Origin of the sequence: Microbacterium keratanolyticum (assembly GCF_016907255.1) — a bacterium.
In the GTDB taxonomy this organism is placed as follows: Bacteria; Actinomycetota; Actinomycetes; order Actinomycetales; family Microbacteriaceae; genus Microbacterium; species Microbacterium keratanolyticum.
In genome coordinates this window covers 505,253-528,630 of record NZ_JAFBBQ010000001.1, presented here as the reverse complement: position 1 = coordinate 528,630, position 23,378 = coordinate 505,253, and the positions used below count along the sequence as shown (strand labels likewise).

General features: G+C 66.5%; 21 protein-coding genes. 9 read left to right on the top strand and 12 right to left on the bottom strand.

What is annotated here, in order from left to right:
- Positions 1-47 precede the first annotated feature (47 nt).
- From JOD62_RS02610 to JOD62_RS02600, 3 genes are read left to right on the top strand one after another with little or no spacing between them, the layout of a single operon-like run.
- Positions 48-986, top strand: a complete 939-nt coding sequence (locus tag JOD62_RS02610; RefSeq protein ID WP_271171596.1) for an ABC transporter permease — start codon at positions 48-50, stop codon at positions 984-986.
- Entirely contained in the window at positions 983-1,735 is a 753-nt protein-coding gene (locus JOD62_RS02605) for an ABC transporter ATP-binding protein (RefSeq protein ID WP_204937771.1), read from the top strand. The genes JOD62_RS02610 and JOD62_RS02605 overlap by 4 nt, the downstream gene beginning before the upstream one ends.
- A complete protein-coding gene (locus JOD62_RS02600; protein ID WP_204937770.1) occupies positions 1,732-3,711 on the top strand; it encodes a DUF6541 family protein in 1,980 nt (659 codons plus the stop codon). Before JOD62_RS02605 ends, JOD62_RS02600 begins: the two co-directional genes overlap by 4 nt.
- A gap of 27 nt (positions 3,712-3,738) precedes the next feature.
- On the opposite strand, the gene JOD62_RS02595 is transcribed toward JOD62_RS02600, so the two are convergent.
- Together JOD62_RS02595 and JOD62_RS02590 are read right to left on the bottom strand one after the other, a co-directional pair.
- Positions 3,739-4,116 (bottom strand): DUF2304 domain-containing protein, encoded by a 378-nt coding sequence (locus tag JOD62_RS02595; RefSeq protein WP_204937769.1) that lies wholly within the window; start codon positions 4,114-4,116, stop codon positions 3,739-3,741.
- Between the two features lie 5 nt (positions 4,117-4,121).
- Positions 4,122-4,808 (bottom strand): glycosyltransferase family 2 protein, encoded by a 687-nt coding sequence (locus JOD62_RS02590; RefSeq protein ID WP_271171595.1) that lies wholly within the window; start codon positions 4,806-4,808, stop codon positions 4,122-4,124.
- A gap of 82 nt (positions 4,809-4,890) precedes the next feature.
- On the opposite strand from JOD62_RS02590, the gene JOD62_RS02585 reads away from it, so the two are divergent.
- The 4 genes from JOD62_RS02585 to JOD62_RS02570 are packed head-to-tail and all read left to right on the top strand — an operon-like array spanning position 4,891 to position 9,396.
- Positions 4,891-5,502 carry an acyltransferase gene (locus JOD62_RS02585; protein ID WP_204937767.1) on the top strand — a complete coding sequence of 204 codons (612 nt, stop codon included), beginning with the start codon at positions 4,891-4,893 and terminating at the stop codon, positions 5,500-5,502.
- Complete coding sequence (locus JOD62_RS02580) at positions 5,499-6,596, top strand: DegT/DnrJ/EryC1/StrS family aminotransferase (RefSeq protein ID WP_204937766.1); 1,098 nt, start codon at positions 5,499-5,501, stop codon at positions 6,594-6,596. Before JOD62_RS02585 ends, JOD62_RS02580 begins: the two co-directional genes overlap by 4 nt.
- Positions 6,596-7,582, top strand: coding sequence for a Gfo/Idh/MocA family protein (locus JOD62_RS02575; protein WP_204937765.1), 987 nt, complete (start codon positions 6,596-6,598; stop codon positions 7,580-7,582). The genes JOD62_RS02580 and JOD62_RS02575 overlap by 1 nt, the downstream gene beginning before the upstream one ends.
- Before the next feature lie 17 nt (positions 7,583-7,599).
- A complete protein-coding gene (locus tag JOD62_RS02570) occupies positions 7,600-9,396 on the top strand; it encodes an ABC transporter ATP-binding protein (RefSeq protein ID WP_204937764.1) in 1,797 nt (598 codons plus the stop codon).
- 40 nt (positions 9,397-9,436) lie between these two features.
- Here JOD62_RS02570 and JOD62_RS02565 read toward each other — a convergent pair whose 3' ends face one another.
- Positions 9,437-10,519, bottom strand: a complete 1,083-nt coding sequence (locus tag JOD62_RS02565; protein ID WP_204937763.1) for a glycosyltransferase — start codon at positions 10,517-10,519, stop codon at positions 9,437-9,439.
- A gap of 483 nt (positions 10,520-11,002) precedes the next feature.
- Here JOD62_RS02565 and JOD62_RS02560 point away from each other — a divergent pair, with 483 nt between their 5' ends.
- On the top strand, positions 11,003-12,061 hold the full coding sequence (locus JOD62_RS02560) for an acyltransferase family protein (protein ID WP_239526521.1): 1,059 nt from the start codon (positions 11,003-11,005) through the stop codon (positions 12,059-12,061).
- On the opposite strand, the gene JOD62_RS02555 is transcribed toward JOD62_RS02560, so the two are convergent.
- From JOD62_RS02555 to JOD62_RS02540, 4 genes are read right to left on the bottom strand one after another with little or no spacing between them, the layout of a single operon-like run.
- Positions 12,053-13,276 carry a glycosyltransferase gene (locus JOD62_RS02555; protein WP_204937762.1) on the bottom strand — a complete coding sequence of 408 codons (1,224 nt, stop codon included), beginning with the start codon at positions 13,274-13,276 and terminating at the stop codon, positions 12,053-12,055. The genes JOD62_RS02560 and JOD62_RS02555 overlap by 9 nt on opposite strands.
- A 1-nt stretch (position 13,277) precedes the next feature.
- Entirely contained in the window at positions 13,278-14,432 is a 1,155-nt protein-coding gene (locus JOD62_RS02550; RefSeq protein WP_204937761.1) for a glycosyltransferase family 4 protein, read from the bottom strand.
- Between the two features lies 1 nt (position 14,433).
- On the bottom strand, positions 14,434-15,612 hold the full coding sequence (locus tag JOD62_RS02545) for a glycosyltransferase (protein ID WP_204937760.1): 1,179 nt from the start codon (positions 15,610-15,612) through the stop codon (positions 14,434-14,436).
- Entirely contained in the window at positions 15,596-16,840 is a 1,245-nt protein-coding gene (locus tag JOD62_RS02540) for a hypothetical protein (RefSeq protein ID WP_204937759.1), read from the bottom strand. The genes JOD62_RS02545 and JOD62_RS02540 overlap by 17 nt, the downstream gene beginning before the upstream one ends.
- Before the next feature lie 172 nt (positions 16,841-17,012).
- Here JOD62_RS02540 and JOD62_RS02535 point away from each other — a divergent pair, with 172 nt between their 5' ends.
- Positions 17,013-17,504 carry a GCN5 family acetyltransferase gene (locus JOD62_RS02535; protein WP_204937758.1) on the top strand — a complete coding sequence of 164 codons (492 nt, stop codon included), beginning with the start codon at positions 17,013-17,015 and terminating at the stop codon, positions 17,502-17,504.
- Position 17,505: 1 nt separating this feature from the next.
- Here JOD62_RS02535 and JOD62_RS02530 read toward each other — a convergent pair whose 3' ends face one another.
- Genes JOD62_RS02530 through JOD62_RS02510 form a run of 5 tightly spaced genes read right to left on the bottom strand, consistent with a single transcriptional unit; the run spans position 17,506 to position 23,355 of the window.
- A complete protein-coding gene (locus JOD62_RS02530) occupies positions 17,506-18,672 on the bottom strand; it encodes a glycosyltransferase family protein (RefSeq protein ID WP_204937757.1) in 1,167 nt (388 codons plus the stop codon).
- Entirely contained in the window at positions 18,673-20,655 is a 1,983-nt protein-coding gene (locus JOD62_RS02525; protein ID WP_204937756.1) for an N-acetyl sugar amidotransferase, read from the bottom strand.
- Positions 20,655-21,284, bottom strand: a complete 630-nt coding sequence (gene hisH / locus JOD62_RS02520) for an imidazole glycerol phosphate synthase subunit HisH (protein WP_204937755.1) — start codon at positions 21,282-21,284, stop codon at positions 20,655-20,657. Before hisH ends, JOD62_RS02525 begins: the two co-directional genes overlap by 1 nt.
- Positions 21,281-22,393, bottom strand: a complete 1,113-nt coding sequence (locus JOD62_RS02515) for a DegT/DnrJ/EryC1/StrS family aminotransferase (protein WP_204937754.1) — start codon at positions 22,391-22,393, stop codon at positions 21,281-21,283. The genes hisH and JOD62_RS02515 overlap by 4 nt, the downstream gene beginning before the upstream one ends.
- Complete coding sequence (locus tag JOD62_RS02510) at positions 22,390-23,355, bottom strand: dTDP-glucose 4,6-dehydratase (RefSeq protein ID WP_204937753.1); 966 nt, start codon at positions 23,353-23,355, stop codon at positions 22,390-22,392. The genes JOD62_RS02515 and JOD62_RS02510 overlap by 4 nt, the downstream gene beginning before the upstream one ends.
- Between the last annotated feature and the right edge of the window lie 23 nt (positions 23,356-23,378).

Here is a 23,378-nt window from a genome sequence, read left to right as displayed (position 1 = left end):
CTGCGCGTCCATCCCGGGACGCGCAGATTGACCGTGTGAGAGAGCCAGTGAGCAGCACCACGAACTACTTCGAGAACGTGCCCCGTTCTGATTTCGAGACCCCCGGCCGCAGCCGTGGTCTGAGCGACGTCATTCGGTGGCGCTACCTGCTGCACCTGCTGGTGCGCACGGGCGTCACGACCCGCTACCGCAACTCCGTTCTGGGATGGACCTGGTCGTATGTGCGCCCGGCCGCCCAGTTCCTGGTGTTCTGGGTCGTCCTCGGGATCTTCATGAACCTCGACCGCGGCATCCCGAACTACGCCGTGTATCTGTTCTCGGGGATCGTCGTGATCAACCTCTTCTCCGAGGGATTCAAGAACGCCACGATCTCGATCGTCAACAACGCACCGCTCGTCCGCAAGGTCTTCCTGCCGCGACAGCTCTTCGCGGTGTCGGCGGTCATCGTCTCCTTCGTGCACTTCCTGCCTCAGCTCGCGCTGCTGTTCATCGTGTGCATCCTGCTCGGCTGGTTCCAGCACATGACGATCCTCGGCATCCTCGCGCTCCTCGCCGGCATCGTGATCGTGATGCTGTTCTCACTGGGAACCGGCATCTTCTTCGGCGCGATCAACGTCCGTTTCCGCGACGCGGAGAACATCGTCGAGCTGCTGCTGCTGCTCGCGACGTGGGCTTCGCCGGTGCTGTACTCCTGGACGGCCGTGCAGATGGCCATCGTCGACAAGCTGCATTGGCCCGGTTGGCTCGTGGATCTCTACATGCTGAATCCCATCACGCAGGGGGTCGAGCTCTTCCACTATGCGATGTGGCGTCCCGCGACCGAGGGGCTCGTCTCTGCACCGGGGTACGACGGCCTTGCGATGATGGATCTGCCGCCTGAACTCGCCTGGAACACCCTGTGGACGTTCCTGATCGCGGTCGGCACGCTGCTGATCGGCCAGATGGTGTTCCGCCGCCTTGAGGGAAGGTTTGCCCAGGACCTATGAGCACCGCAATCGAGCCGCCCGTCGGCGGCCTTCGCCCCAGCATCATCATCGACGACGTCCGCAAGACGTTCACGCTCAACCACGCCCTGTCGCTGAAAGACACCATGGTCTCGCTCGTGCGCGGGCGGAAGACGAGTTCGACCTTCGACGCGCTCAAAGGCGTCGACCTCGTCATCAACGAGGGGGAGTCCGTCGCGATCCTGGGCCGCAACGGCTCGGGCAAGTCGACACTGCTCAAGCTCATCTCCGGCGTCATGGAACCCGACGCCGGCGAAGTGCTCACCCGCGGACGTGTCGCTGGTCTCATCGAGGTCGGCGCCGGCTTCCACCCTGAGCTTTCGGGCCGTGAGAACGTCTTCCTCAACGCCGCGATTCTCGGTATGAAGCGCAAAGAGATCGAGGCGCGTTACGACGAGATCGTCGCGTTCAGCGAGATCGAGGAGTTCATCGACCAGGAGGTCAAGCACTACTCGTCGGGCATGTTCATGCGCCTGGCGTTCTCTGTCGCGATCCACGTCGAGCTCGACGTCATGCTCGTCGACGAGATCCTCTCTGTGGGCGATGCGCCGTTCCGTGAGAAGTGCCGACTCAAGTTTGAAGAGCTCATCGCCGCGAAGAAGACTCTGCTCGTGGTGAGTCACGACATGGAGATGGTGCGTCAGCTCTGCACGCGCGGCGTGGTGATCGACAAGGGCGAAGTCGTCTACAACGGCCCCGTCGAAGGAGCCATCGCACTGGTCGACGCATGATCGGCGATTGGCTCGCGCAGGCGCCCCTCTTCCTGCTGGCCGTTGCCGTCCTGTTCGTCCCCGGTGCGCTCGTCGGTCTCAGCCTGCGGTTGCGTGGGCTCGTGCTCGCGGCAGCGGCGCCCGGCATCTCTGTCGCGCTGCTCGCGGTCCTGGCGATCGCGTATCCGCTCATCGGCGTTGCCTGGAACGGGGTGAGCGCGGGCCTCGGCGTCGCGATCGTCGCCGCTGTTGTGCTGGGTCTGCGGGTGCTGATCGGAAGGATGCGCCCCCGCGACGGCATCGCACCGGACGCGACCGCGTCCCCCGGGCGTTCGCTGCTCCTGCTCGTCGTTGGTCTCGTCGTGGGAGCCGCGCTCAACGCCGCGAGACTCATGACCTATGTCGGCCTTCCGACGGCGATCTCACAGACCAACGACGCCGTCTTCCACCTCAACGCACTGCGCTGGATCGCCGAGACCGGGTCCGCGTCCTCGCTCGATCTCACCTCGATGCTCGGTGCCTCCTCGTTCTATCCGGCCGCGTGGCACGCCGTGGCCTCGCTGGTCGCGGTCTCGGAGTCGCTCATCCCCGTAGCCGCGAATCTCGTCGCGCTCGTGATCGTGGCGCTGATCTGGCCGTTGGGCATCGCGCTTCTCGCCCGCGAGCTGTCCCGAGGCGACGCGCTGGTGACGGCACTTGCCGCTGCGCTCTCGGCCGGGTTGCTCGTGTTCCCGCAGCTGATGATCGAGTGGGGAGTGCTCTATCCTTACGCGCTGTCGCTGGCACTCGTGCCTGCGGCTCTCGCGCTCGCGATCCGTGCCGTACGCCAGGGAATCCTGCCGTACTTCCGTGTCGAGGATGACACGCCTTCGCCGCGTGCCGGGGCGTGGACGGCGACGATCACGGCGCTTGTGATCGTCGTGGGTATCCTGCTCGCGCAGCCCTCGTCGGTTCTCGTCTGGGGGCTCCTCCTCCTGCTCTGGCTCAGTGGTGAAGCGATCGCAGTGTGGCGCAGCGGACACCGTCGTCGCGGTCTGCTCGTGGGGGTACTTGGCGCAGGCTGGGCGCTCTTCGCGGGGGTCTGGGCTGTGCTGGCCTATCTGGCCGGTCCTGTGCTGTGGAAGCCCTACCGCAGCATCGTCGGTGCCGGACTCGACGTCCTGCTGAACAGCCACTCCCAGGTGCCCCCGGCCCTCGCGCTGTCGGCCCTCATGGTGGTGGGGCTCTTCGCGGCGGCGCGGCAACAGGCATGGCGGTGGCTTGCGGTGGCCTGGGGAGTGGTCTCGTTCCTCTACGTGTTCAGCGTCGCGACCGACATCCGTGTTCTCAAGCGCGTTCTGACCGGTCCCTGGTACGGAGACTCCTTCCGGCTCGCCTCGATCGTTCCGCTCGTGGTCATCCCTCTTGCCGCGCTCGGACTGGCCGTGCTGGTGCGTGCGGCTGCGGCGCGCCTGCGCGGCACCACGGCCGAGGACCGGCTCTCCTGGGGTGCTCTCGCACTCGTCGCGCTCCTGGGCGCGGCAACGGTCGCCATCGCTCCCGTCTCCCTGCTCCGCGTGGCTGCCGAGACCGACCGCTACTCGCGCTACGCAATGACGGATGACACCTATCTGTCCACCGACGAGTACACCTTGCTGCGCGCGCTTCCGGAGCTCGTGCCCGAGGATGCGCTGCTGATCGGCAACCCCTCGACGGGGATCGGCTTCGCCTACGTGCTCGGACAACGAGATGTGATTCCGCGCACGTGGTCCCCGCCTGTGTCGCAGGCGTGGGACGAGCTCGCGCTGAACATGCGCGACGCCGGCACAGACCCTGCCGTCTGCGAGGCACTGGCCGCCTACGGTTCCCCGACCCATGTACTCGACTTCGGTCCCGGGAGCACAGGGCCAGGGCAGTACGTCATGCCAGGCATGACCGACTTCGAACGACAGCCGGGATTCGAACTGGTCGAACGCCGCGGGGATGCGAGTCTCTGGGAGATCACCGCCTGCGAATGACGCGGGCGGTCCCTCGATCGGAGCGGGCTAGGCCTTATCCGAGGGGGTGCCGGAGGCAGCATCCGCGCTCTGCGTGCCCGCCTGCTCTGCCTGCAGCAGGGCGAGCTTGCGCGCCAGCAGCGTGATGCTGCGCTGCTGGGCGGCGTTGCGACGCGACTGCGTGTAGACGAACACGAGGAACATCAGCACGAGCGCGTAGAGCAGGAGATCGGTGCCTCGTCCGACGCCCACGAGGTTCGCGACCCAGGTGAGCCACTGCGGGAAGAGGATCGACAGCACCGCGACGAGCACGAAAACGCCGTAGAGCATGCGGCGAATCGCCAGGTGGCTGTCTGCGCCTGTGCGGCGCATGAACACGGCGCCGATGGCGACAACGCCGACGATCAGGACGATCTGAATCCACATGCCGGTCACCGGACGATCAGGTCGACGAGGATGTTCACGGAGTTGAGCACAGACTGCCCCTTCGCCTTGGAATAGTCGGTATAGAGCAGCTCGACGGGGTACTCGGTCCAGGGCAGGCCGGTGTCGCCGAGCTGAAGGACGATCTCGGTCGCGTGCGCCATGCGGTCCTGCTTGAGGTGGATGCGCTCGGCGGCGTCGCGACGGATGACGCGGAGACCGTTGTGGGCATCGGTGAGCTTGACGCTGGTCGTGAGATTGGTGACCCAGACGGCCGTCTTGAGGATGACTCGCTTGATCCACCCCGGCTTCGTACGGTCGTCGAGAAAGCGCGAGCCGAAAACGATCGCGACATCCTCGTCGCGGGCGGTGGCGACCATTCCGGTGGCATCGACGACACGGTGCTGACCGTCGGCGTCGAAAGTCACGATGAATTCACAGGCAGGATCAGAGAGCGCGTATTCGATCCCCGTCTGCAGTGCGGCGCCCTGACCGAGGTTGATGGGGTGCTCGACCAGATGTGCTCCCGCGGCGCGTGCTGCCGCAGCGGAGCCATCAGTAGAGCCGTCATCGATGCACACGACGTTGGGGAATGACGGGAGCAACCCGTGGATCACGTCGGTGATGACGGATGCCTCGTTGTACAGGGGGACGACGACCCACGTGCGAGTATCGGGGGTAGCAGGGGTAATCACCCCCCTATCTTCGCAGGGATTCAGGAGCGAACAGATAAGATGAATCCTCGAATCCCATTTCTCAGTGCGAGGAGAGACCCGCATGACCTCATCGTCTGGCGTGCGAATCGTTGATTCCGCCGACGTGTCCCCTGATGCTGTCATCGGGTCGGGCAGTTCCATCTGGCATCTGGCGCAGGTGCGTGAGCAGGCCCGGCTGGGCGAGAACTGCATCGTCGGCCGTGGTGCCTACATCGGCACCGGCGTCGTGATGGGCGATAACTGCAAGGTACAGAACTACGCCCTCGTCTACGAGCCGGCCATCCTCGGCGACGGTGTCTTCATCGGTCCGGCGGTCGTCCTGACCAATGACACGTATCCCCGAGCGATCAACGCTGATGGCTCGCAGAAGAGCGCCCACGACTGGGAGCCCGTGGGAGTCACGATCGAGCGCGGCGCCGCCATCGGTGCGCGCGCGACCTGCGTCGCTCCCGTGACGATCGGCGCCTGGGCGACGGTCGCGGCCGGAGCCGTCGTGGTGAAGGATGTTCCGCCGTACGCGCTCGTCGCCGGTGTTCCCGCGCGACGCCTCGCGTGGGTCGGCGAGGCCGGCGTTCCGCTGGTCGCGGGCGACGAGGCGGGTTCTTGGGTGTGCCCGAATACCGGAGATCGGTACTCGGAATCTGATGGTCTTTTGAGTAAGGAGTCGATGTGAGCGAGTTCATTCCCCCGGCGAAGCCGATCATTGGTGACGAAGAGCGCGCGGCGGTTGACCGTGTGATGCGCAGCGGCATGATCGCGCAGGGCCCGGAAGTGGCCACCTTCGAAGAGGAGTTCTCGGCGCACTTCGTGCCGGGTCGTCCCTCGGTGGCAGTGAACTCGGGCACCTCCGGTCTGCACCTCGGTCTTCTGGCCGCCGGCGTCGGCGAGGGCGACGAGGTCATCGTGCCGTCGTTCACCTTCGCGGCGACCGGCAACTCCGTCGCGCTCGCGGGTGGCACTCCGGTGTTCGTCGACATCGAGCCGGAGACGTTCACGCTGGATCCGGCGGCCGTTGCCGCGGCGATCACGCCGAAGACCAAGGCGATCATGCCTGTGCACCTCTACGGGCACCCGGCGCGCATGCGTGAGCTCGAGGCGATCGCCGCCGAGCACGGCGTCGCACTGTACGAAGACGCCGCGCAGGCGCACGGCGCGTCGCTGGACGGTCGTCCGGTCGGCTCCTTCGGCGAGTTCGCGATGTTCAGCCTGTACCCGACGAAGAACATGACCAGCGGCGAGGGCGGCATGGTCACCACCGCGACCGCAGAGCTGGCGCGTCGCGTCAAGCTGCTGCGCAACCAGGGCATGGAGCGTCAGTACGAGAATGAGGTCATCGGCTTCAACACCCGCATGACGGACATCCACGCGGCCATCGGTCGGGTGCAGCTGACGAAGGTCGACGCGTGGACGGCGCAGCGCCAGGCGAACGCGGCATTCCTCGACGCACACCTGCAGGGGGTCATCGTGCCTCCGGTGCTCGACGGTGCGGTGCACGTGTATCACCAGTACACGGTGCGAGTGCAGGACGACCGCGATGGCTTCGTCGCGGCTCTCAAGCAGGAGCACAACGTGGGCGCGGGCGTCTACTACCCGATCCCGAACCACCGCCTGCCCTCGCTGGCGCCCTACGCGCCGGGACTCGAGCTGCCGGAGACGGAGCGCGCGGCTAGCGAGGTCGTCTCGCTGCCCGTTCACCCGTCCCTGAGCCAGGATGACCTGGAGCGGATCGTCGCTGCCGTGAATGCGGTCGCGGGGGCTGGCGCCTGATGACGTCACTGCGGGTCGGTCTGCTGGGCGTGGGCATGATGGGTCGTCATCATGCCCGCGTGATCCGTGAGGTCGAGGGCGTTGAGCTGGTCGCGATCGCGGATCCCGGTGGCGACCCGCATGGTGTCGGTGGGGATCTGGGTGTTCTTCCGGATATCGAGTCGCTGATCGGTGCGGGCATCGATATGGCTGTTGTCGCGGTGCCGACGCGGTTCCATGAGGATGCGGCGCTGAAGCTGGCGGCGGCCGGTGTGCACACGCTGGTGGAGAAGCCGATCGCGCACACCCTGGAGGCGGGGCAGCGGATGGTGGATGCGTTCGCGTCTGCCGGGCTGGTCGGCGCGGTCGGGCACGTGGAGCGGTTCAACCCGGCCCTTCAGGAGATGCGTCGCCGCCTCGAAGCGGGCGAGCTGGGTGAGGTCTATCAGATCGCCACGCGCCGCCAGAGCACATTCCCCGCACGCATCGCCGACGTCGGTGTCGCGAAGGACCTCGCGTCTCATGACATCGACCTGACGAGCTGGGTCGCGCAGAGCGAGTACACCACCGTCTTCGCACAGACCGCACACAAGAGCGGCCGCGAGTACGAAGACATGATCACCGTGACCGGTCGTCTTGCGAACGGCGTGATCGTCAACCACCTCGTGAACTGGCTTTCTCCGATGAAGGAGCGTCTCACCGTCGTGACGGGCGACCGCGGCACCTTCATCGCAGACACCTCCACCGGAGACCTGACTTTCTACGCCAATGGCACCATTCCGCTGGAGTGGGAGTCGATCTCCACGTTCCGCGGTGTCTCCGAGGGTGACATCACGCGCTATTCCTTCGCGAAGCGTGAGCCGCTGCGTGTCGAGCACGAGGCCTTCCGCGACGCCGTTCTCGGCAAGCCCAGCGACGTCGTGACGATGGAGCAGGGCCTGCGCACCCTCACCGTCGTCGAGGGCGCGCTGGAGTCGGCTGGCACCGGCCGCTCGATCGCGTTCTAGATAGAGGACAAACCCATATGAAGGGCATCTGGCCTATTCTTCGTGGCCTTTTGCCGTTGCTGCCTAAGGGCGCGCAGCGGTACTTCGTCGGCTACATGATCGTGACGACGCTGATCACCGCACTCGATGTGATCGCGATGTCGCTGCTCGCCCTGCTGATCGCTCCGGCACTGTCCGGCGGCTCGCTCACCCTGCCGATCATCGGCACGGTCAAGCAGGAGGACATCGCCCTCGTCGCCCTCGGCGCCTGTGTGCTCATCATCCTCAAGTCGGCGCTCACCATCGTCGTCCACTGGTTCGCTACCCGGCGCTTCGCCAAGTACGAGCTCGAGATCGGTGACCGCATGTTCAAGGCGTACATCAACTCGAGCTGGGAAGAGCGCTCGAAGCGCTCGGTCGCCGAGATCACCCGTATCGCCGACGGCGGTATCGCCAACACCATGGCGGGCTTCATTCTGCCTCTCATGCGCGTGCCGAGCTCGATCTTCACGTTCGTGCTCATCATCGTGGTGCTCTTCGTCGCCGACCCGATGACATCGATCATCGCGCTCGTCTACCTCACCCTCATCGCCGTCATCGTGCACTTCATCGTCACCAAGCGTGCCCTCGAGGCTGCGCAGGTGAATCTCACCTACAGCTACCGCGTGGCGATCCTGATGACAGAGATGATCGAGGCTCTCAAGGAGCTCAGCCTGCGCAACCGGCTCAGTGAGGTCTCCGAGCTCGTGACGACGAACCGGCACAAGTCGGTGCGCGCGCGTGCGAACGGCTCCTTCCTGGGTGTCGTTCCCGGTTTCGTCTTCGAATCCGCTCTCATCGGTGGTGTCATCCTCATCGGCGGTGTCGCCTTCGTGCAGGGTGGCCTCGCCGGCGCGCTCTCCTCCGTGGCGTTGTTCGCGGCGACGGGCTTCCGACTCATTCCCGCCATCAACGGCATCCAGGGCGGTATCGTCCAGGCCGTGGCGACGATTCCCTCGGCACGTGACGTGATCGGCGACCTCACCGCGGCGGAAGAGGACATGAGAGTGTCGCAGGCGCCCGCCGACACCGCAGAGCTTGCGGAGAACCCGCGCGAACTGCGACTCACGGACGTGCGCTTCCGCTATCCCAAGGCCGAGGAAGACGTCATTCGTGGCATGTCGCTGGAGATCCCGCTGGGGAGCTCCCTCGGCATCGTCGGCCCGTCCGGGGCAGGCAAGTCGACGCTCATCGACCTGCTGCTCGGTTTGAGCCAGGCGTCGGAGGGGGCCATCACGATCGATGGGAACCCGCTCAAATCCGTTCTGCGCCAGTGGCGCGGACGCGTGGGTTATGTTCCGCAGCGCGTGGCGCTGTTCGACGGGACCATCGCGCAGAACGTCGCGCTCACCTGGACCGACGAGGTCGACGAGGAGCGCGTCATGCACGCGCTGAAGCGCGCGCAGCTGAGCTCCCTCGTCGACACCCGTGCGGGCGGTATCCACGAGCGCATCGGCGAGCGTGGCGTGTCTCTGTCCGGCGGTCAGCAGCAGCGTCTCGGCATCGCGCGAGCGCTGTACGCCGATCCACTGGTTCTCGTGCTGGATGAGGCGACGAGCTCGCTCGACACGAAGACCGAAGATGAGGTCACCAAGTCGATTCGCCAGCTGCAGGGCGAGGTCACGTTGATCTCGGTCGCGCACCGCCTGTCGACGATCAAGGACTACGACCGGATCTGCTACGTGGATGAAGGCGTGATCAAGGCATCCGGAACCTTCTCCGAGGTCGCGGCATCGCTTCCGGAGTTCGCCGAGCAGGTGCTGCTCGCAGGCCTTTCCGGCGCGAAGAGCATCTGACGCCGATCCGGCGTGGAGCGGGCGTCCTCGAGGCGCTCGCTCAGCCCGCGTTCATGGCGCGCAGGCCCGCATACAGGGTGCGGAACGGAGCCTGCGGATGTAGCGCCAGGAACGGGTTGCGTGTCAGCAACGCGGCCGGACTGCGATAGTTCCACCGGGTGTCGAGGAGGTGGAGCACGCGTTCCGGATCGGGGGCATCGGCGAGCACCTCGTCGATGACATCGCGGTCAGCGCGAGAGAGCAGCGACACGGCCTGGGGTGACCAGCCGGAGAGCCGCTGGATCACACGTTCGAGAGCGTCACGATGTGCGGCGAGGCCTTCGGGGCTCTTCAATCGGGCCAAGGCGGCATCGAAGAAGTGAACGCGGAGGATCTTGACCGCGAGCGCGGTCCGCGCGCGGGCGCGCAGAGAGGGGAACCACTCGGTCGACTCGATCGCATCGAGAAAGGCGAAGTCGGCATCCACGCTGCGCGCAGCCGACGTGACACGGTCTTCTGCGCCCTCGTTCACGATGTAGGGAGGACCGAAGAGGTCATAGGCGATCGCGCTGCCGGTGAACCAGAGGGCACTGGAGTAGGCGAGATCCTCTCCGGAGGGCAAGCCTTCCGTGAAGCGGAGATCGCCGAAACGCGAGCGGTCGACCAGGCCCAGCGGAGCGCTGCGGTAGGCCAGGCGGTCGCGGACGGCGTCGAGGTCACGCTGACGGCGACCGGCACGTACCGGCGGGTAGGGATCGTGGCCTCTTTCGCCGATCCGGATCTTCGCGATGACGGTCGTGGCACCTGTCTCGCGCTGCAGAGCGAGCCAGGAGTCCAGGGCTCCGGGGGCGAACTCGTCATCGGAACCCAGCACGCAGACGAAAGGTGCCGTGGATTTCGAAAGGCCGTGATTCATGGGGCCCGCGGGGGAGGGGATCCCATCGGCGAACGGCAGCAGACGGACCTGCGGATGTTCTGCGTACGCGCCGAGGTTCGTGCGGATGATGTCTGGGTCGATGTTGTGTGCCACGACGTTGACACGCACCTCGGCACGCGTGTGATCCACGATCGATGCGACCGCGCGGGCGATCGGACGGGTGGCGGAGTGTACGGCGATCGTGACGTCGACTTGAGGCTCAGACATAGCCCGCTGATCCTATCGGAGTGAGCCGTGCGCTCCCGGAGTGGGGATGGTTGTCCCAGGGTTCACACCGCTGTTCCGAGCAGAGTGCGCAGGGGGCCCTGGGAGTGCAGCGCCCTCATCGGGTTCCTCGGCAACAGCGTTCGTGCCGAGGGCTGCCAGCGGCGTGAGAGCAGGGCATGGATGGCGTCGGGGGCGGGAGCTGAGCTCCGCACGGCATCGACGACGGCGCGATCGTGTGGTCCAGGACCGAGGAGACGGTGCGCTCCAGCGGGCGCGAGTCGGTGTGGATGGGGATGATCACATCAGCATCGAATGCGCGCACAGTAGCGAACTATAGCGAACGCGTAGAATGGCAGGCGCCACCGCCATCCACGTTGGGAATCCACACTGCACACCTCTGCCACCCTCGCGCGCGCGACACCGCGTCTCGACGCCCTGACCGGCCTCCGCTGGTGGGCGGCATTCGTCGTTTTTCTGTTCCACATGCGCGTCTTCGCGCCGCTGCCGGGCCCGATCACGCAGGTCTTCGACTACGGCTACTTCGGCGTCACCTTCTTCTTCGTGCTCTCAGGATTCGTGCTGACCTGGTCAGCCAGACCCAACGTGCCGACCTCGACCTTCTACTGGCGGCGGTTCGCGCGCATCTGGCCTGCTCACATGGTGGCGCTGGTGCTGGCGATTCCCGTGTTCTACACGCTCGCGGCGGTCCCTGAAGGCAGCTTCCTCAAGCCTTTCGATCTCGGCATCATCCTGCTGTCGGTCGTGCTGATCCAGGCCTGGTGGGCGAATCCCGCGATTCTCTACTCGGGCAACCCCGCGGCATGGACGCTGACCTGCGAAGCGCTCTTCTACGCACTGCACCCGTGGATCTCCAAGGTCCTCATTCCGCTCGCCAAGCGCGGGGCGCTCATCCTGGCGGTCGGTGCTGTGGCAGCCGCATTCGCCTACCGTGCAGGTGTCATCGTCTGGCCGGAGTCGGCGCTGGCACTCGTGCCGCTCCCGGTGATGCGCGTGCCCGAGTTCATCCTGGGCATGGGACTGGCCTGGGCGATGCGCTCGGGCTGGCGGCCGCGTATCCATCCCTTCGTCGGAATCGGTTCGATGGGCGCAGTGATCGCGGTCGTGCTGCTCTGCACGCGCGCACCCGCCGGTTCGCTGTTCACCTACATCCCTGCTTTCTCGAACGAGCTGTTCACGATCGCCTGCGGCCTCGCGATCATCGCACTCGCGAGTGCTTCACTGCGCGGCAAGCGACCATCGCGCTTCGAGTCCGCAACGCAGGTCAAACTCGGTGAATGGTCGTTCGCGTTCTACCTGGTGCACGCGACGTTCATCTATCTCGCGCTGCGCATCTTCGGCTACCAGGAGCCCTCGTGGTGGAACCTGCTCTGGTTCGCCGGTCTCCTGGCCGTCGACCTGGTCGCTGCGTGGGCGCTGCACAGCTTTGTCGAGAGGCCGGCAGAGAAGCGCATGCGCCGTTGGAAGGACCGTCGCGATCACGCGCGGGTCGCCGTCAAACAGGAAGCCTCCGTCTCAGGCTGACGCGCGGATCCACTCCTCGATGAGTGCGCGACCGCTGGCGGTTCCATCGTGCACGCGGGAAACGAACTCGGGACCGGCAGCCGCCGAAGCTCGGGCCGAGGTGGGGTCATCGACGATCGACGAGATGACGCTGCGCAGTGTGTCGGGGGTGGCCTCGACGATCGGCAGCGGGATGCCATACGTGTCTTCGACGCGGTCGCGGACAGAGGGCAGCACGTGTCCGATGACCACCCGTCCGGCGGCCATGGCTTCGCACGCCGCCACACCGTATGAGCCGATGCGGAACTGATCGATGACGATGTCGGCTGAGGCGAAGATCGCCGGCATCTCGGCGGCAGGGGCGCCCGTGACAAGCCGATACTCCACGGCCCCGGATTCGATCAGAGGCGCGAGTGCCGGCTCGATCAGATGCGAGCCCTTCTGAACGGGCGAGCTCGACACGTGGACGATGCGCACGGGGCCGCCGGAGAACGGCGTCGTCTCGGCACGGAAGGCCTCGGGGGCGATCACGACCGGGCACCACACAGCCCAGGGCACATCGTCGATGAGGTCCGGCGTCGACACGAACGTCGGTCGCCGCAGCGTGCTCATCAGCGCGAGGTTCTCGACGGCGTCGGCGTGCAGCACGTCGGTGCGGGGATCCTCTGGATACGGCGACCAGGGGGTGCGCTGGGCATGCGCTGCGGGGTCGCGGATGTCCGTACCGTGGCTGATGTAGGCGACGGACACCCCGGATGCCTCCAGAGCGGCGATCTCTCGTCGCAGGTCGCGCCCGAACTGCCGTCCGAACATCGAGCGCTCGGCCTCGACCAGGACGTGCGTGAACTGCGAGGCTGCCGCCCACTCCGCTGCGGCCCACTCCGTCGACGAGTTGACTGTGGCGATCGCCACGTGAGTGTCGGCGGCGAATCCGAAGCTCCCCGGGAGCACGACCTCGACGTTGCGGGCGCTGATCTCGGGATCGGCGCGTTCGACGGCTCGCGCCCAGGCATAGCCCTGTCCGGAGTAGTTCGTCGGGGCGATGTACAGCCGGATCTGCGCATCCGGGACCGTGGTCGGCGTCGGATCCGCGGTACGCAGCAGGCGCCCCGCCAGGCGCCCGAGGACGCCATCGGGGTTGCGTGCGACCGACGCCATGGCGTCGTTCATCCATGCGGGCAGCGATGCGCGCCGTCGCATGAGCCACTCGGTCGTCCGGGCTGCAAGGCGTCCCATGTCAGCCTCGCCGAGCCGTGTCGTGGAGGATGGCGGCGACGCGACGCGCGACAGCGGCCATGGAATGAGTGCGCGCGGTGAACGTGCTCAATGCGAGACGTTCGTCACGGGTCGCGGGGGCGTCTGCCAGACGTCGCATCGCGTCGGCGATCTCGGCGGGACCGTAGACGCTGACCTCACCCGCACGGACGCTCTCGTTCGCGCTGTGCAGCAGGTCGTTGGTGGGACCGGGGCCGGCGAAGAGCACCGGGCACCCCGCCGAGAGCGAGGAGAAGACCTTCGACGCATAGGCGTATTCGTAGATCGTGTGCGGCTTGATGGTCGCGAGACTGGCCACGGCCGCCCCGAGATGCGGACCGAGCGCGGTCGGCGGAATCGGCTCGAGATACTCGATCCGATCTGTGATTCCGAGCGCGGCTGCGCGCTCCTGAACACGAGGCTGCTCGGCGCCGTTGCCGATGAATCGCAACGTGTATCCCGGGTGGGTGCGAAGGAACTGCGCGAAGGCGTCGACGAGGACGTCGGCACCGTGGAAGGACGAGTAGCTGCCGGCATAGACGAAGAGCTTCTCGTCGGCCGGCTCTGCGAAGGGGAACTCCGAGGTATCTGCGCCGAATCCCGTGACGGTCACCGGGTTGGTGACGCCGAGTGCGCGCAGGCGGTCGACGACGCCCTGCGACACCGTGACGATGTGGGCGGCTCCGCGCAGTCCGAACTTCTCGAAGGCCCTCAGGACGCGGATGACCAGGGGCGAGACGGGCTCGAGCTGCGAGGCATCCGACCAGATGTCGGCCGCGTCGTAGACGTAGGGGATGCGCCGGAGCGCACACACCACGCGAACCACGACACCCGTGGTGGGGGGCGGCTCCATGAACACGACATCGGGACGTCGGCTGAACAGCAGGCGGAACGCCAGGGGAATGTCGAAGCTCATGTACGGCAGATAGCCACGCACGTAGCCCTTGGCATCGCGCAGCACAGGGAAGGTGCGCACTCGCTCACCCGAGGTCACCGGCGGTGAGCCCTTGGGCGGAGCCGCGGTCAGCACGTCGACCTCGTGCCCCTCCGCGAGAAGCTCATCAGCCACGGCGCCGAGATACAGCGATGCCGCGGAGGGCTCGGGGCGGTAGATCCGCGAGACGATCGTTACGCGCACGTCAGCCTTCCAGGAACTCTCTCAACAGCACGTCGCGCGAGAAGCGCCCGTCGTGCAGACGGTGGACGAATTCCGGTCCCTGGTCCGCCATCGCTCGATAGTGCTCGCGGCGCGCGACGATGTCTCGCAGCACGTCCTCCACGGTGTCGAGCGTCACCGCAGGGATCGGGATCGGCATGCCCGCCTGACGCTCGACCTCGGCGCGCACATCCTCGTGGAGGTACGTGAGGACCAGGCGCGAAGAGGCCATCGCCTCGCACGCACCCACGCCGTAGTCGCCGATCCGGAACTGATCGACGATGACATCGGCGTCCGCGAAGACCCCGGGCATATCGGCGTGCTGGACGCCCTCGAGCTCGACGTATTCGATGAGTCCCTCGTCGTGCAGCCTGCGCAGGATGGGCCGCAGGAAGTAGGTGCCCTTGACGTGCATCTGGGTCGGGGCGTGCACGATCTTGGGACGGGTGCGCTCCAGCGCGGGGGCGGAGGCACGCCAGACGTCAGGGTCGATCACGACGCCCAGCAGATGCGCGCCGGGAAGATCGGCCAGGAGTCCGGCCGTCGACACGAACACGGGCACGTCGAGGTCGCGGATCAGCGCCAGGTTCTCGGCGACGGTGGCCTCGATCATGTCGACGGGGGCCCAGTCTTCGGCGCCCTCTCCGAAGTGCGAGTGCGCGGTGAGACGCAGATGCGTCGATGGCAGACGGACGTCCGTGCCGTGACCCACCACAGCCACCTTGACGCCGGCCTCCTGAATCAGCGCGACCTGTCGGCGCACGTCGCCGCGGAACATCCCACCGAGGATCGGGAAGCATGCCTCGATGAGAACGTGGGTGTAGTTCTCGCGAATGCTGGCGAGCATGGCGTTCTGCCAGGCCCGGGAGTGCTCGGACTGGCGCCAGGTGACCAGGTGATCGGCGTCGTAGCCGAACGGGTTGTTGCCGAGGTGCACATAGTTGCGCGCGGAGACGCGGCCGCTGGATTCGGCGGCGCGTGCCCAGCGGTAGCCCTGGCCTGCATAGTTCACCGGCCCGATCAGGAGCCGGATGGGGGCCGTCATGTCGGGAAGGGGAGGGGCGGGGGGCACGACGCCCTTCGCCCTGTCGACGCCACTGGCGATGGCGTCCTGCAGGCGCTTCGGGACGAGGTGCCAGGCGCGTTCAGCGAGGGGATGCATCGGAGGTTCCTTCTGTGTCCGGCCGAGCGCCGGCGTCGATCCAGTGTGTGCGAAGCGTCGCAGCCGAGCGTGTGCCGTCGTGCACCTGCGTCACGAACTCCCGGCTTCGGGTGCGGAGCGTGCGGAGATCGCCGGCGGCGAGCTCGCGCAGCACCTGTTCGATCGTATCGACAGTCGCCTCCACGATCGGTGGGGGCGAGCCCGTGGCATCCTCCACGATCTCCCGAACCCGAGGGGCGATGTGACCCACGACGACACATCCGGCGGCCATCGCCTCCGCAGCCGCGACGCCGTATGAGCCGATGCGCATCTGATCGATGACGACGTCGGCTTCGGCGAACTTGGCGGGCATCTGCGCCGAGGGGACGCCGGTGATGAGCTGAAGCTCGATCGTCCCCTCCGCCTCCAGTGCCCGGAGCGTCGGCAGGATCAGATGGGTGCCCTTGATGGTCGACACGGAAGGAGCATGGGCGACACGAAGCGGAGCGCCGGCGGGGCGCTCCGTCCGCGGCGCAGCGGGTTCCCATCGCGACAGATCGACGACGACCGGGCACCAGTGTGCTTCGGGGAGGTCGAGCAGCAGGTCGGGCGTGGAGACGAAGAGCGGACGCCCGCTGCGACGGAGCAGCGCGATGTTGCGCCGGGCGAGCGTCTCATCGCGGGGAGCGTAGATCTCGGGATCGGCATAGTGCGACCAGGGATTGTCCCGGAGATCGCGCGAGGGCATGCGGATCTCGGTGCCATGCGCGAGATAGGCGATGTCGACCCCTCGCGCGCGCAGGGCTTCCACCTGCGCCTCGACCGATCGCCCGAGCATTCGGCCGAACGGCGGCTCCGCCGCCTCGATCAGAACATGGGTGGCGTGCGCGGCCGCATCGAACTGCCGACGCTGCCAGTCGGCGTCGTTGTGGAACGTCGCAACGGGCACGATCAGATCGGCATCGAAGGAGAACCCGCCCGGCACATCCATGGCGGTGTTGCGTGCGGAGATCTCGGGGGAGGAGGCTTCGAGCGCCTGCGCCCACGCCCGCGCCTGTCCGGAGTAGTTGACGGGTGCGATGAGCACGCGGATCGGTCGCTCTGGGAAAGTGATCGCCGGGATGGTCCCCGCGGGAGCCGGTGTGCCCATCCGCCGCGCGGCGAGCCGGCCGATCGGGCTCATCGGGGCATCGGCGATCGCGTCGATCAGCGCGTTGACCCAGCGCGGCAGTCGGTTGCGATTCACCATGTGCGAACCGTGCACGTGATCGAGAGCGGCATCCTCCCAGCCTATCTGCGGAGTGTCGATATCCTGGCGGGGAGTAGACGGCCGGGGGAGGGTCGTCCTCGTACCTCGGGAGTATGCGAATGGTCGCGGTGAGCGAACCCAGCAAGTCCGGATTCTGGAGCAGGCGATGCGCGTGGCGCGCGCCGATGCCGACGCCGGCTGCACCTCATCCTTCTTCCTTCGAGCGCATGCGCGCGGATACAACCTGCTCAGCCTTCCCTCGCTCATGATGATCCGCGAGATCGAGGATCTCGGGCACGAGGTGCAGTTGCACCTGGAAGGGGGATTCGGTCGGCTGCTCGGCGGGGATGAGAACTCCTGGACCGATCGCCAGCGCGCGATCTTCGAGGCGGCTGTGGGACGGGGCATCAGCGGTTTCAGCATCCATGAACCGGCGCGCATGGGCGGAATCCCCTTTGCCGATCGGCTTCTCGCGCGCTGGGAGGATGTCGAGTACCACGCGTACCAAGACCGGTTCATGGCGCCGTCGATGAAGTACCTCAGCGACAGCAGCGGGTCATGGCGGGAAGGGCACTTCCGCGTCTGGGTGGGGCGCGAACCCCTCCTGCATGTGCTCACGCATCCGATCTGGTGGTTCGAACACAGTCCTGCGGAGAACTACTGAATCACCCGAGGACGTCTGCGATGATGCGACGGCTCGCTGTCTCGGAGGCGTGTCGTCGCGCCCACTCCGCCCCGCGCTGCGCCTGGGCACGCATGCCCGACTGGTCGGCGAGGACCCCGGAGATCGCCGTGTAGAGGGTATCGACGCCGGCCACGACCCACGCGCCTCGAGCGTCCTCGCCGAGGTCCGGCTCATCTGCGACGTCGGCGCTTGTGACGAGCACGCACTGGCGCGCCATGGCCTCGACCCCGAAGACTCCGGGAACCGAGGCATAGAACTCGTTGAGGGCGATGTGCGCGCTGTCGAGAGCAGCGAGCACCTGCTCGTGAGGGACGCCGATCAGCTCGCGGTACTCGACCGTCGGGTGCTCGACGGTGATCCGCGCCATCGCTTCGCGGACGGCGTCCGTCCCCTTCAGCAACGGGTTCGACGGCGCATGCACGACGACGATCCGCTCCGGAGCATCGAACTTCGTCGTCTCATCGACGAACTGCTCATCGGGGTAGAAGTACAGGAAAGGGTGGGTGGGCCCGTCGAGGTAGCCGATCTGGTCGACGCGTGCGGTGAAGATCGCCTCGGCATGACGCTCAGCGACTTCGGCGCGACGTCTGCGGGCTGCGTCGTACTCGGGCGTTGCGAAGACCGGGTCGATTGTCGTCAGGATCGATCCGATGTTGGGCTTGCCCGTCATCGCCGCGCGCTCCAGCGAAAGGCGCGGTGAGCGGATGTCATTGCCGGTGAAGTAGCAGACGACGCGCTTTCCGTGCGCGCGGAGGAAGGCGAACTCGAACTCGCGCTCGTCATGGTGGCTCTGCAGGAATCCGAGTCCGCCGACGTAGATGAATCCGCGCGAGCGCGCTGCCAGCCAGGCAAGGAGGAACGCTCCGCCGTAGAGCCGTCGCCACACCGCCCAGCGGCCGCCGAGGGCCGTTGAATCGGATTCGATGACCGCATCGTAGGGCACCTGATAGAACACGTTCCTGGTGTGCAGCGCCGTATAGCTGCGCGGGAGCGCTCCGGCGATGTGGGTCGTCATGAGCGCGATGTCCTCAGGCCCGACCACCCAGTCGAGCCGCGGAGTCAGCCAGGCGAAGGGGCGGAACAGCCAGAAGCAGAGGCGCAGAATGAGCTTCTGCCGCTGGAAGACCACCGTCGACGCGTCGCTCATCTACTTCTTCCGAGGAGTGCAGAACTTCACGTAGAAGCTCTTCGGCACGCGGTCGAGTTTCCACATCAGCCAGAAGAAGGGGCGGAGGAGCTCGAATCGGCGCTTGTAGGTCGGGTAGTCGGTGTATTCCTTCTTCGGCATCGTCATGACGTGCTCGAACCCGGCGTCGTCGAAGCCCAGGCGCTTCTTCACCATCGCGATGAGTTCGGGATCGCCATGTCGCGGCTCGATGAACTGCGCGGCGGCGACGGTGCGATCCATCTGCCCCGATCGCACGAGAGCGGACAGTTCGATCTGGCGGAAGTTGATGCCGAACCGTGTCGGCAGGAAGTAGGTGTGATAGAACGCCGTGAAGCGATTCTCCAGGTGGTGGCCGCCGTACCACTGCCATCCGAACTCGTCCGCGAGGAAGCGCTTCGCAGCCTCCTTGTTGTAGTCGATCCAGTACAGCGGGCGTGTGCGCTGAATCCGGCTGAACGCCGACCACTTGACGAAGTTCTTGAAATCGAGGTTCGGGTAGGTCTTCATCGGCAGGCGCCCGAAACGCTCATGCACGCCCTTGATGTACCCGCCGTCCATGTAGAGCCAGCCCATGGGAGAGACGCCCTCGGTGCGGAACGAGTGTCCCTCGACGATGTGTCGGATGCCGTGCTTCTCGGCGGCGCGGTAGAGCACGCCCATGAAGCCGATGTCGGTCGGGGCCTCGATGTCCTTCACGCCCGCGAGCATGAAGGAGTGATAGATGTCGTCGTACTCGGCGTTGTCGACGACGTAGGTCTCGAGGTCGACACCGAGCTTGTCGAGGACGGCGAAGATGTTGGACGTCGCCGTGGGGGAGTTCCACGTGTTGTCGAAGTGCACGGCGAGAGGCCGCACGCCCTTCGACACGAGCAGATGGGCGAGGTACGACGAGTCGGTGCCGCCGCTCACGCCCATGATGCAGTCGTACTTCCGGCCGCGTCCCGCCTCCTTGAGCTCCGCCACGAAACGGTCGAGTGCAGCCTCGCTCTCGGGGCCGATCGGGTACTGCTTGTCGAGCGAATCGTGCAGATGGCAGTAGTAGCAGACACCATCCTGATCGAAGGCGGCGCCCGGGACGTCATCGGTGATCAGACAGCGTGCGCAGACACGCCCTGACCGCAGGAACTCCTCTGCCGCCTGCAGGTCGGCATCTCGTTCGACCGTCACAGCCGTGCGGATCTCGCCGCGTCCGTCGAACAGATGCCCGAAGAGGTCGTCGATCTGCGGGCGCGTGGGGTAGTTGATCAGGACGCTCTCCCGACCGGACTGCATCACGAATGCGGAACCCGCAGCGACGGCGGAGGCGCCGGCGCTTTCGATGGGCGCCACGAGGTCGGTACGCGCTCCCGCACCGCCGTGTGCGATCACGGGAACTTCGGCCGCCGCGGAAACGATGCGCACGGCATCGAGATCGATGCCGTCGCGGGTGCCCTCCTGATCGATGTTCGTCACGAGGATCTCACCCACACCGAGCGCGGTGGCGTGTGCGACCCATTCGTCCAGCGTGAGTTCTGCGGCGTCCGCTCCGCCCGCGGTGTAGACGACATAGCCTTCGCCGTCGCGGCGCACGTCGACAGAAGCCACGATGGCCTGCGATCCGAGGGCTCTGACCATCTCACGGACGGCGTCGGGTGCCGTGAGCACAGCGGTGTTGACGACGATCTTCTCCACGCCGACCGCGATGATCTCCTGCGCCTGCGCGACGGTCTCGACGCCGCCGCCGTACGCCAGCGGGATGAACGCCTCGGTCACGATGCGGTTGAGCAGGGCGAGGGGAGCGGGGGTCCGGCTGCGGGCCGCGCCGATGTCCAGGATCATCAGCTCATCGACCTCGAGATCGTTGAAGATGCTGATGACGTTGACCGGATCGCCGACATAGCGGGCGTCCTCGAAGCGACGGGTCTTGACGAGTCGCTCGCCCTCCAGCAGGAGCACGGGGATGACGCGGGGATAGACGTGCATCAGACCTCCGCCGACGCGAACTCGCCGAGAAGTGTGAGGCCGTAGCGATGGCTCTTCTCGGGGTGGAACTGGATGCCGATGACGTTGTCGCGTTCGACGGACGAGGCGAAGCGGATGCCGTAGTCGCTCCATGTGAGGACGTCGTCATCGTGGGCGGGGGCGACGGCATAGGAATGCACGAAGTAGAAGCGTCCGCCTTCGGCGAGTGACGGCGCGAATCGCGAGGGCTTGGCGGCCACTGTGGTGGTCCAGCCCATGTGGGGCACGAGCAGACGTGAGTCACCGACCTCGGCGGGGAAGCGAACCGCGCGCCCGGGGATCAGTCCGAGGCCGGGAAGCTGCCCCTCGTCGCTGCCGTCCATGATGAGCTGCATGCCCAGGCAGACGCCGGCGACGGGCGTGCCCTGCACGCGCGCGGCGTCGGTGACTGCGGCGCCCAGTCCGCTGGCGGACAGGCGCTCGACGGCGTGATCGAAGGAGCCGACGCCCGGCAGGATGAGGCGACGTGCGGTGCGCACCGCGTCAGGGTCGCTCGTGACCTCCGCCGAGCGCCCCACCTTTGCGAGCGCATTGCGCAGCGATCCCAGGTTGCCGACGCCGTAGTCGACGATCGTGACGTCCGCGGTCATCCGCGGCGACTCTCTGCCACGCTCGCGCGGAGCGCATCGGCGATCGTGACCATGTCAGAAGCCTCGAGCTGGGGGTACAGCGGCAACGTCAGCGCCTGGTGGTGCGCCCGCGTGGTCTGCGGAAGCTGTGCGTCGGAGATGCCGAAGCGATCGCGGAAGTACGGCTGGAGGTGCATGCCGTAGGTGCCGAGCGTCGTCTCGATGTCGCGGGTCCGCATGCGGCGGATCACCTCGTCGCGATCGATGTCGTCGTCGAGGAGGATGACGAACGACTGGTACGTGTGCGCGATCGTCTTCGGCTCGATCGGCAGCCGCACGCCGTCGATGCCCTCCAGCGCGGCGCGGAGCTTCTGCGCGGCGGCGCGGCGACCGTCGACGATCTCGGTGATGCGCTGCATCTGCGCGAGCCCGATCGCGGAGTGCACGTCGCTGAGGCGGTAGTTGAAGCCGGCGTCGACGAACTCCATGAACAGCTCGCCACGGACTGCCCCGTGCGCGCGCAGCACGCCGATACGCGCGGCGAGTTCGTCGTTGTCGGTCGTGATCATTCCGCCCTCGGCGGTCGTGATGATCTTGCGGGGGTGGAACGAGTAGACACCTGCCGTGCCCAGGGTTCCTGCGTGACGTCCGTGATAGGTGCCCCCGAGCGCGCAGGCGGCGTCTTCGAGCACGGGCAGACCATGACGGTCGGCGATGTCGTTGATCGCATCCATGTCGGCGCAGAGCCCGAAGGCGTGCACCGGCATGATCACCCGGGTGCGCTCCGTGATCGCCTGCTCCAGGAGGGAGGGATCGAGGTTGAAGGTCTCGATGTCGATGTCGACGAAGACGGGGATCGCGCCCTGCTGAATGACGGCGTTCGCCGTCGCGGGAAAGCTGAACCCCGGGATGATGACCTCGTCGCCGGGCTGCACACCCAGCGCGACGAGAGCCAGGTGCAGGCCGGTCGTCGCAGAGCTGACGGCGGCTGCATGACGAGCTTCGGTGTACTCGCGGATCGCCGCTTCGAACGCCGCGGTCTTCGGTCCCTGCGTCAGGTACCCCGATTCGATGACCTCCCGGACGGCTTCGACCTCAAGGTCGCCGGTGAGGGGGATGTTGAGTCTCACGAGAGGACCGACAGGTACCAGTCGATGGTCTCGCTGAGCGCCGCGTCGGTGAGCCGCGGCGACTTGTGTCCCAGCAGCGATTCGAGCTGCGAGACGTCGGCGAGGTGGCGGCGCACGTCACCCGGGCGGCCTTCGCTGTGGAACACCGGGTGGTCGGGGCGGTCCATGAGATGCAGGACACGCGCGACGAGGTCGTTGACGGAGGTCTCGACGCCGGTCGCGACGTTCAGGACCTTGCCGCGACATGCCTCTGAGTCGTGGACCTGCGCGATGAGGTCCGCGCTGTCCTTGACGAAGATGAGGTCGCGAGTCTGCTCGCCGTCGCCGTAGATCTCGATGGGTTCGCCGGCCAGCACGCGGCGCACGATGATCGGCACGATGCCTGCGTAGGAGCCGGGGTTCTGACGCGGGCCGATGTTGTTGAAGGGACGGATGACCGTCGCATCGATGCCGAACGTCTGCACGTAAGACTCGATGATGTGGTCAGCCGCCGACTTGCTTGCGGCGTACGGCGTGATCGCGTCGTGCGGGTGGCCCTCGTCCATGGGGATGTAGCGGGCGGAGCCGTAGGCCTCCGAGCTCGAGACGTGCACGAGGCGCTCGATCAGTCCGCGGCGGGTGATCTCGCAGAACGTCGTGGCGATGCCGACGTTGGTCTGCACCGTCCACGCCGGAAATGTGAGCGAGGTCGGCAGAGGGATCACGGCCATGTCGAAGACGGTGTCGACCTCGTTCGCGATCACGACATCCTGCATGGCGGCGAGATCCGCGGCGTCGAGGCGGACAACCTCGATGTCGGGTCGGGCTGCACGCGCCTGGGCGAGGTTGTCGTCGTTGCCGAGGAAGAAGTTATCCACGACGGTGATCCTGCGTGGCTCGTCCTTGATCAGGCGATCCACGAGGTGGCTGCCGATGAAGCCGGCGCCGCCGGTGATGAGAATGGATTTGGAACGCACAGACATGGACGAAGACTCCCAGGGAAATG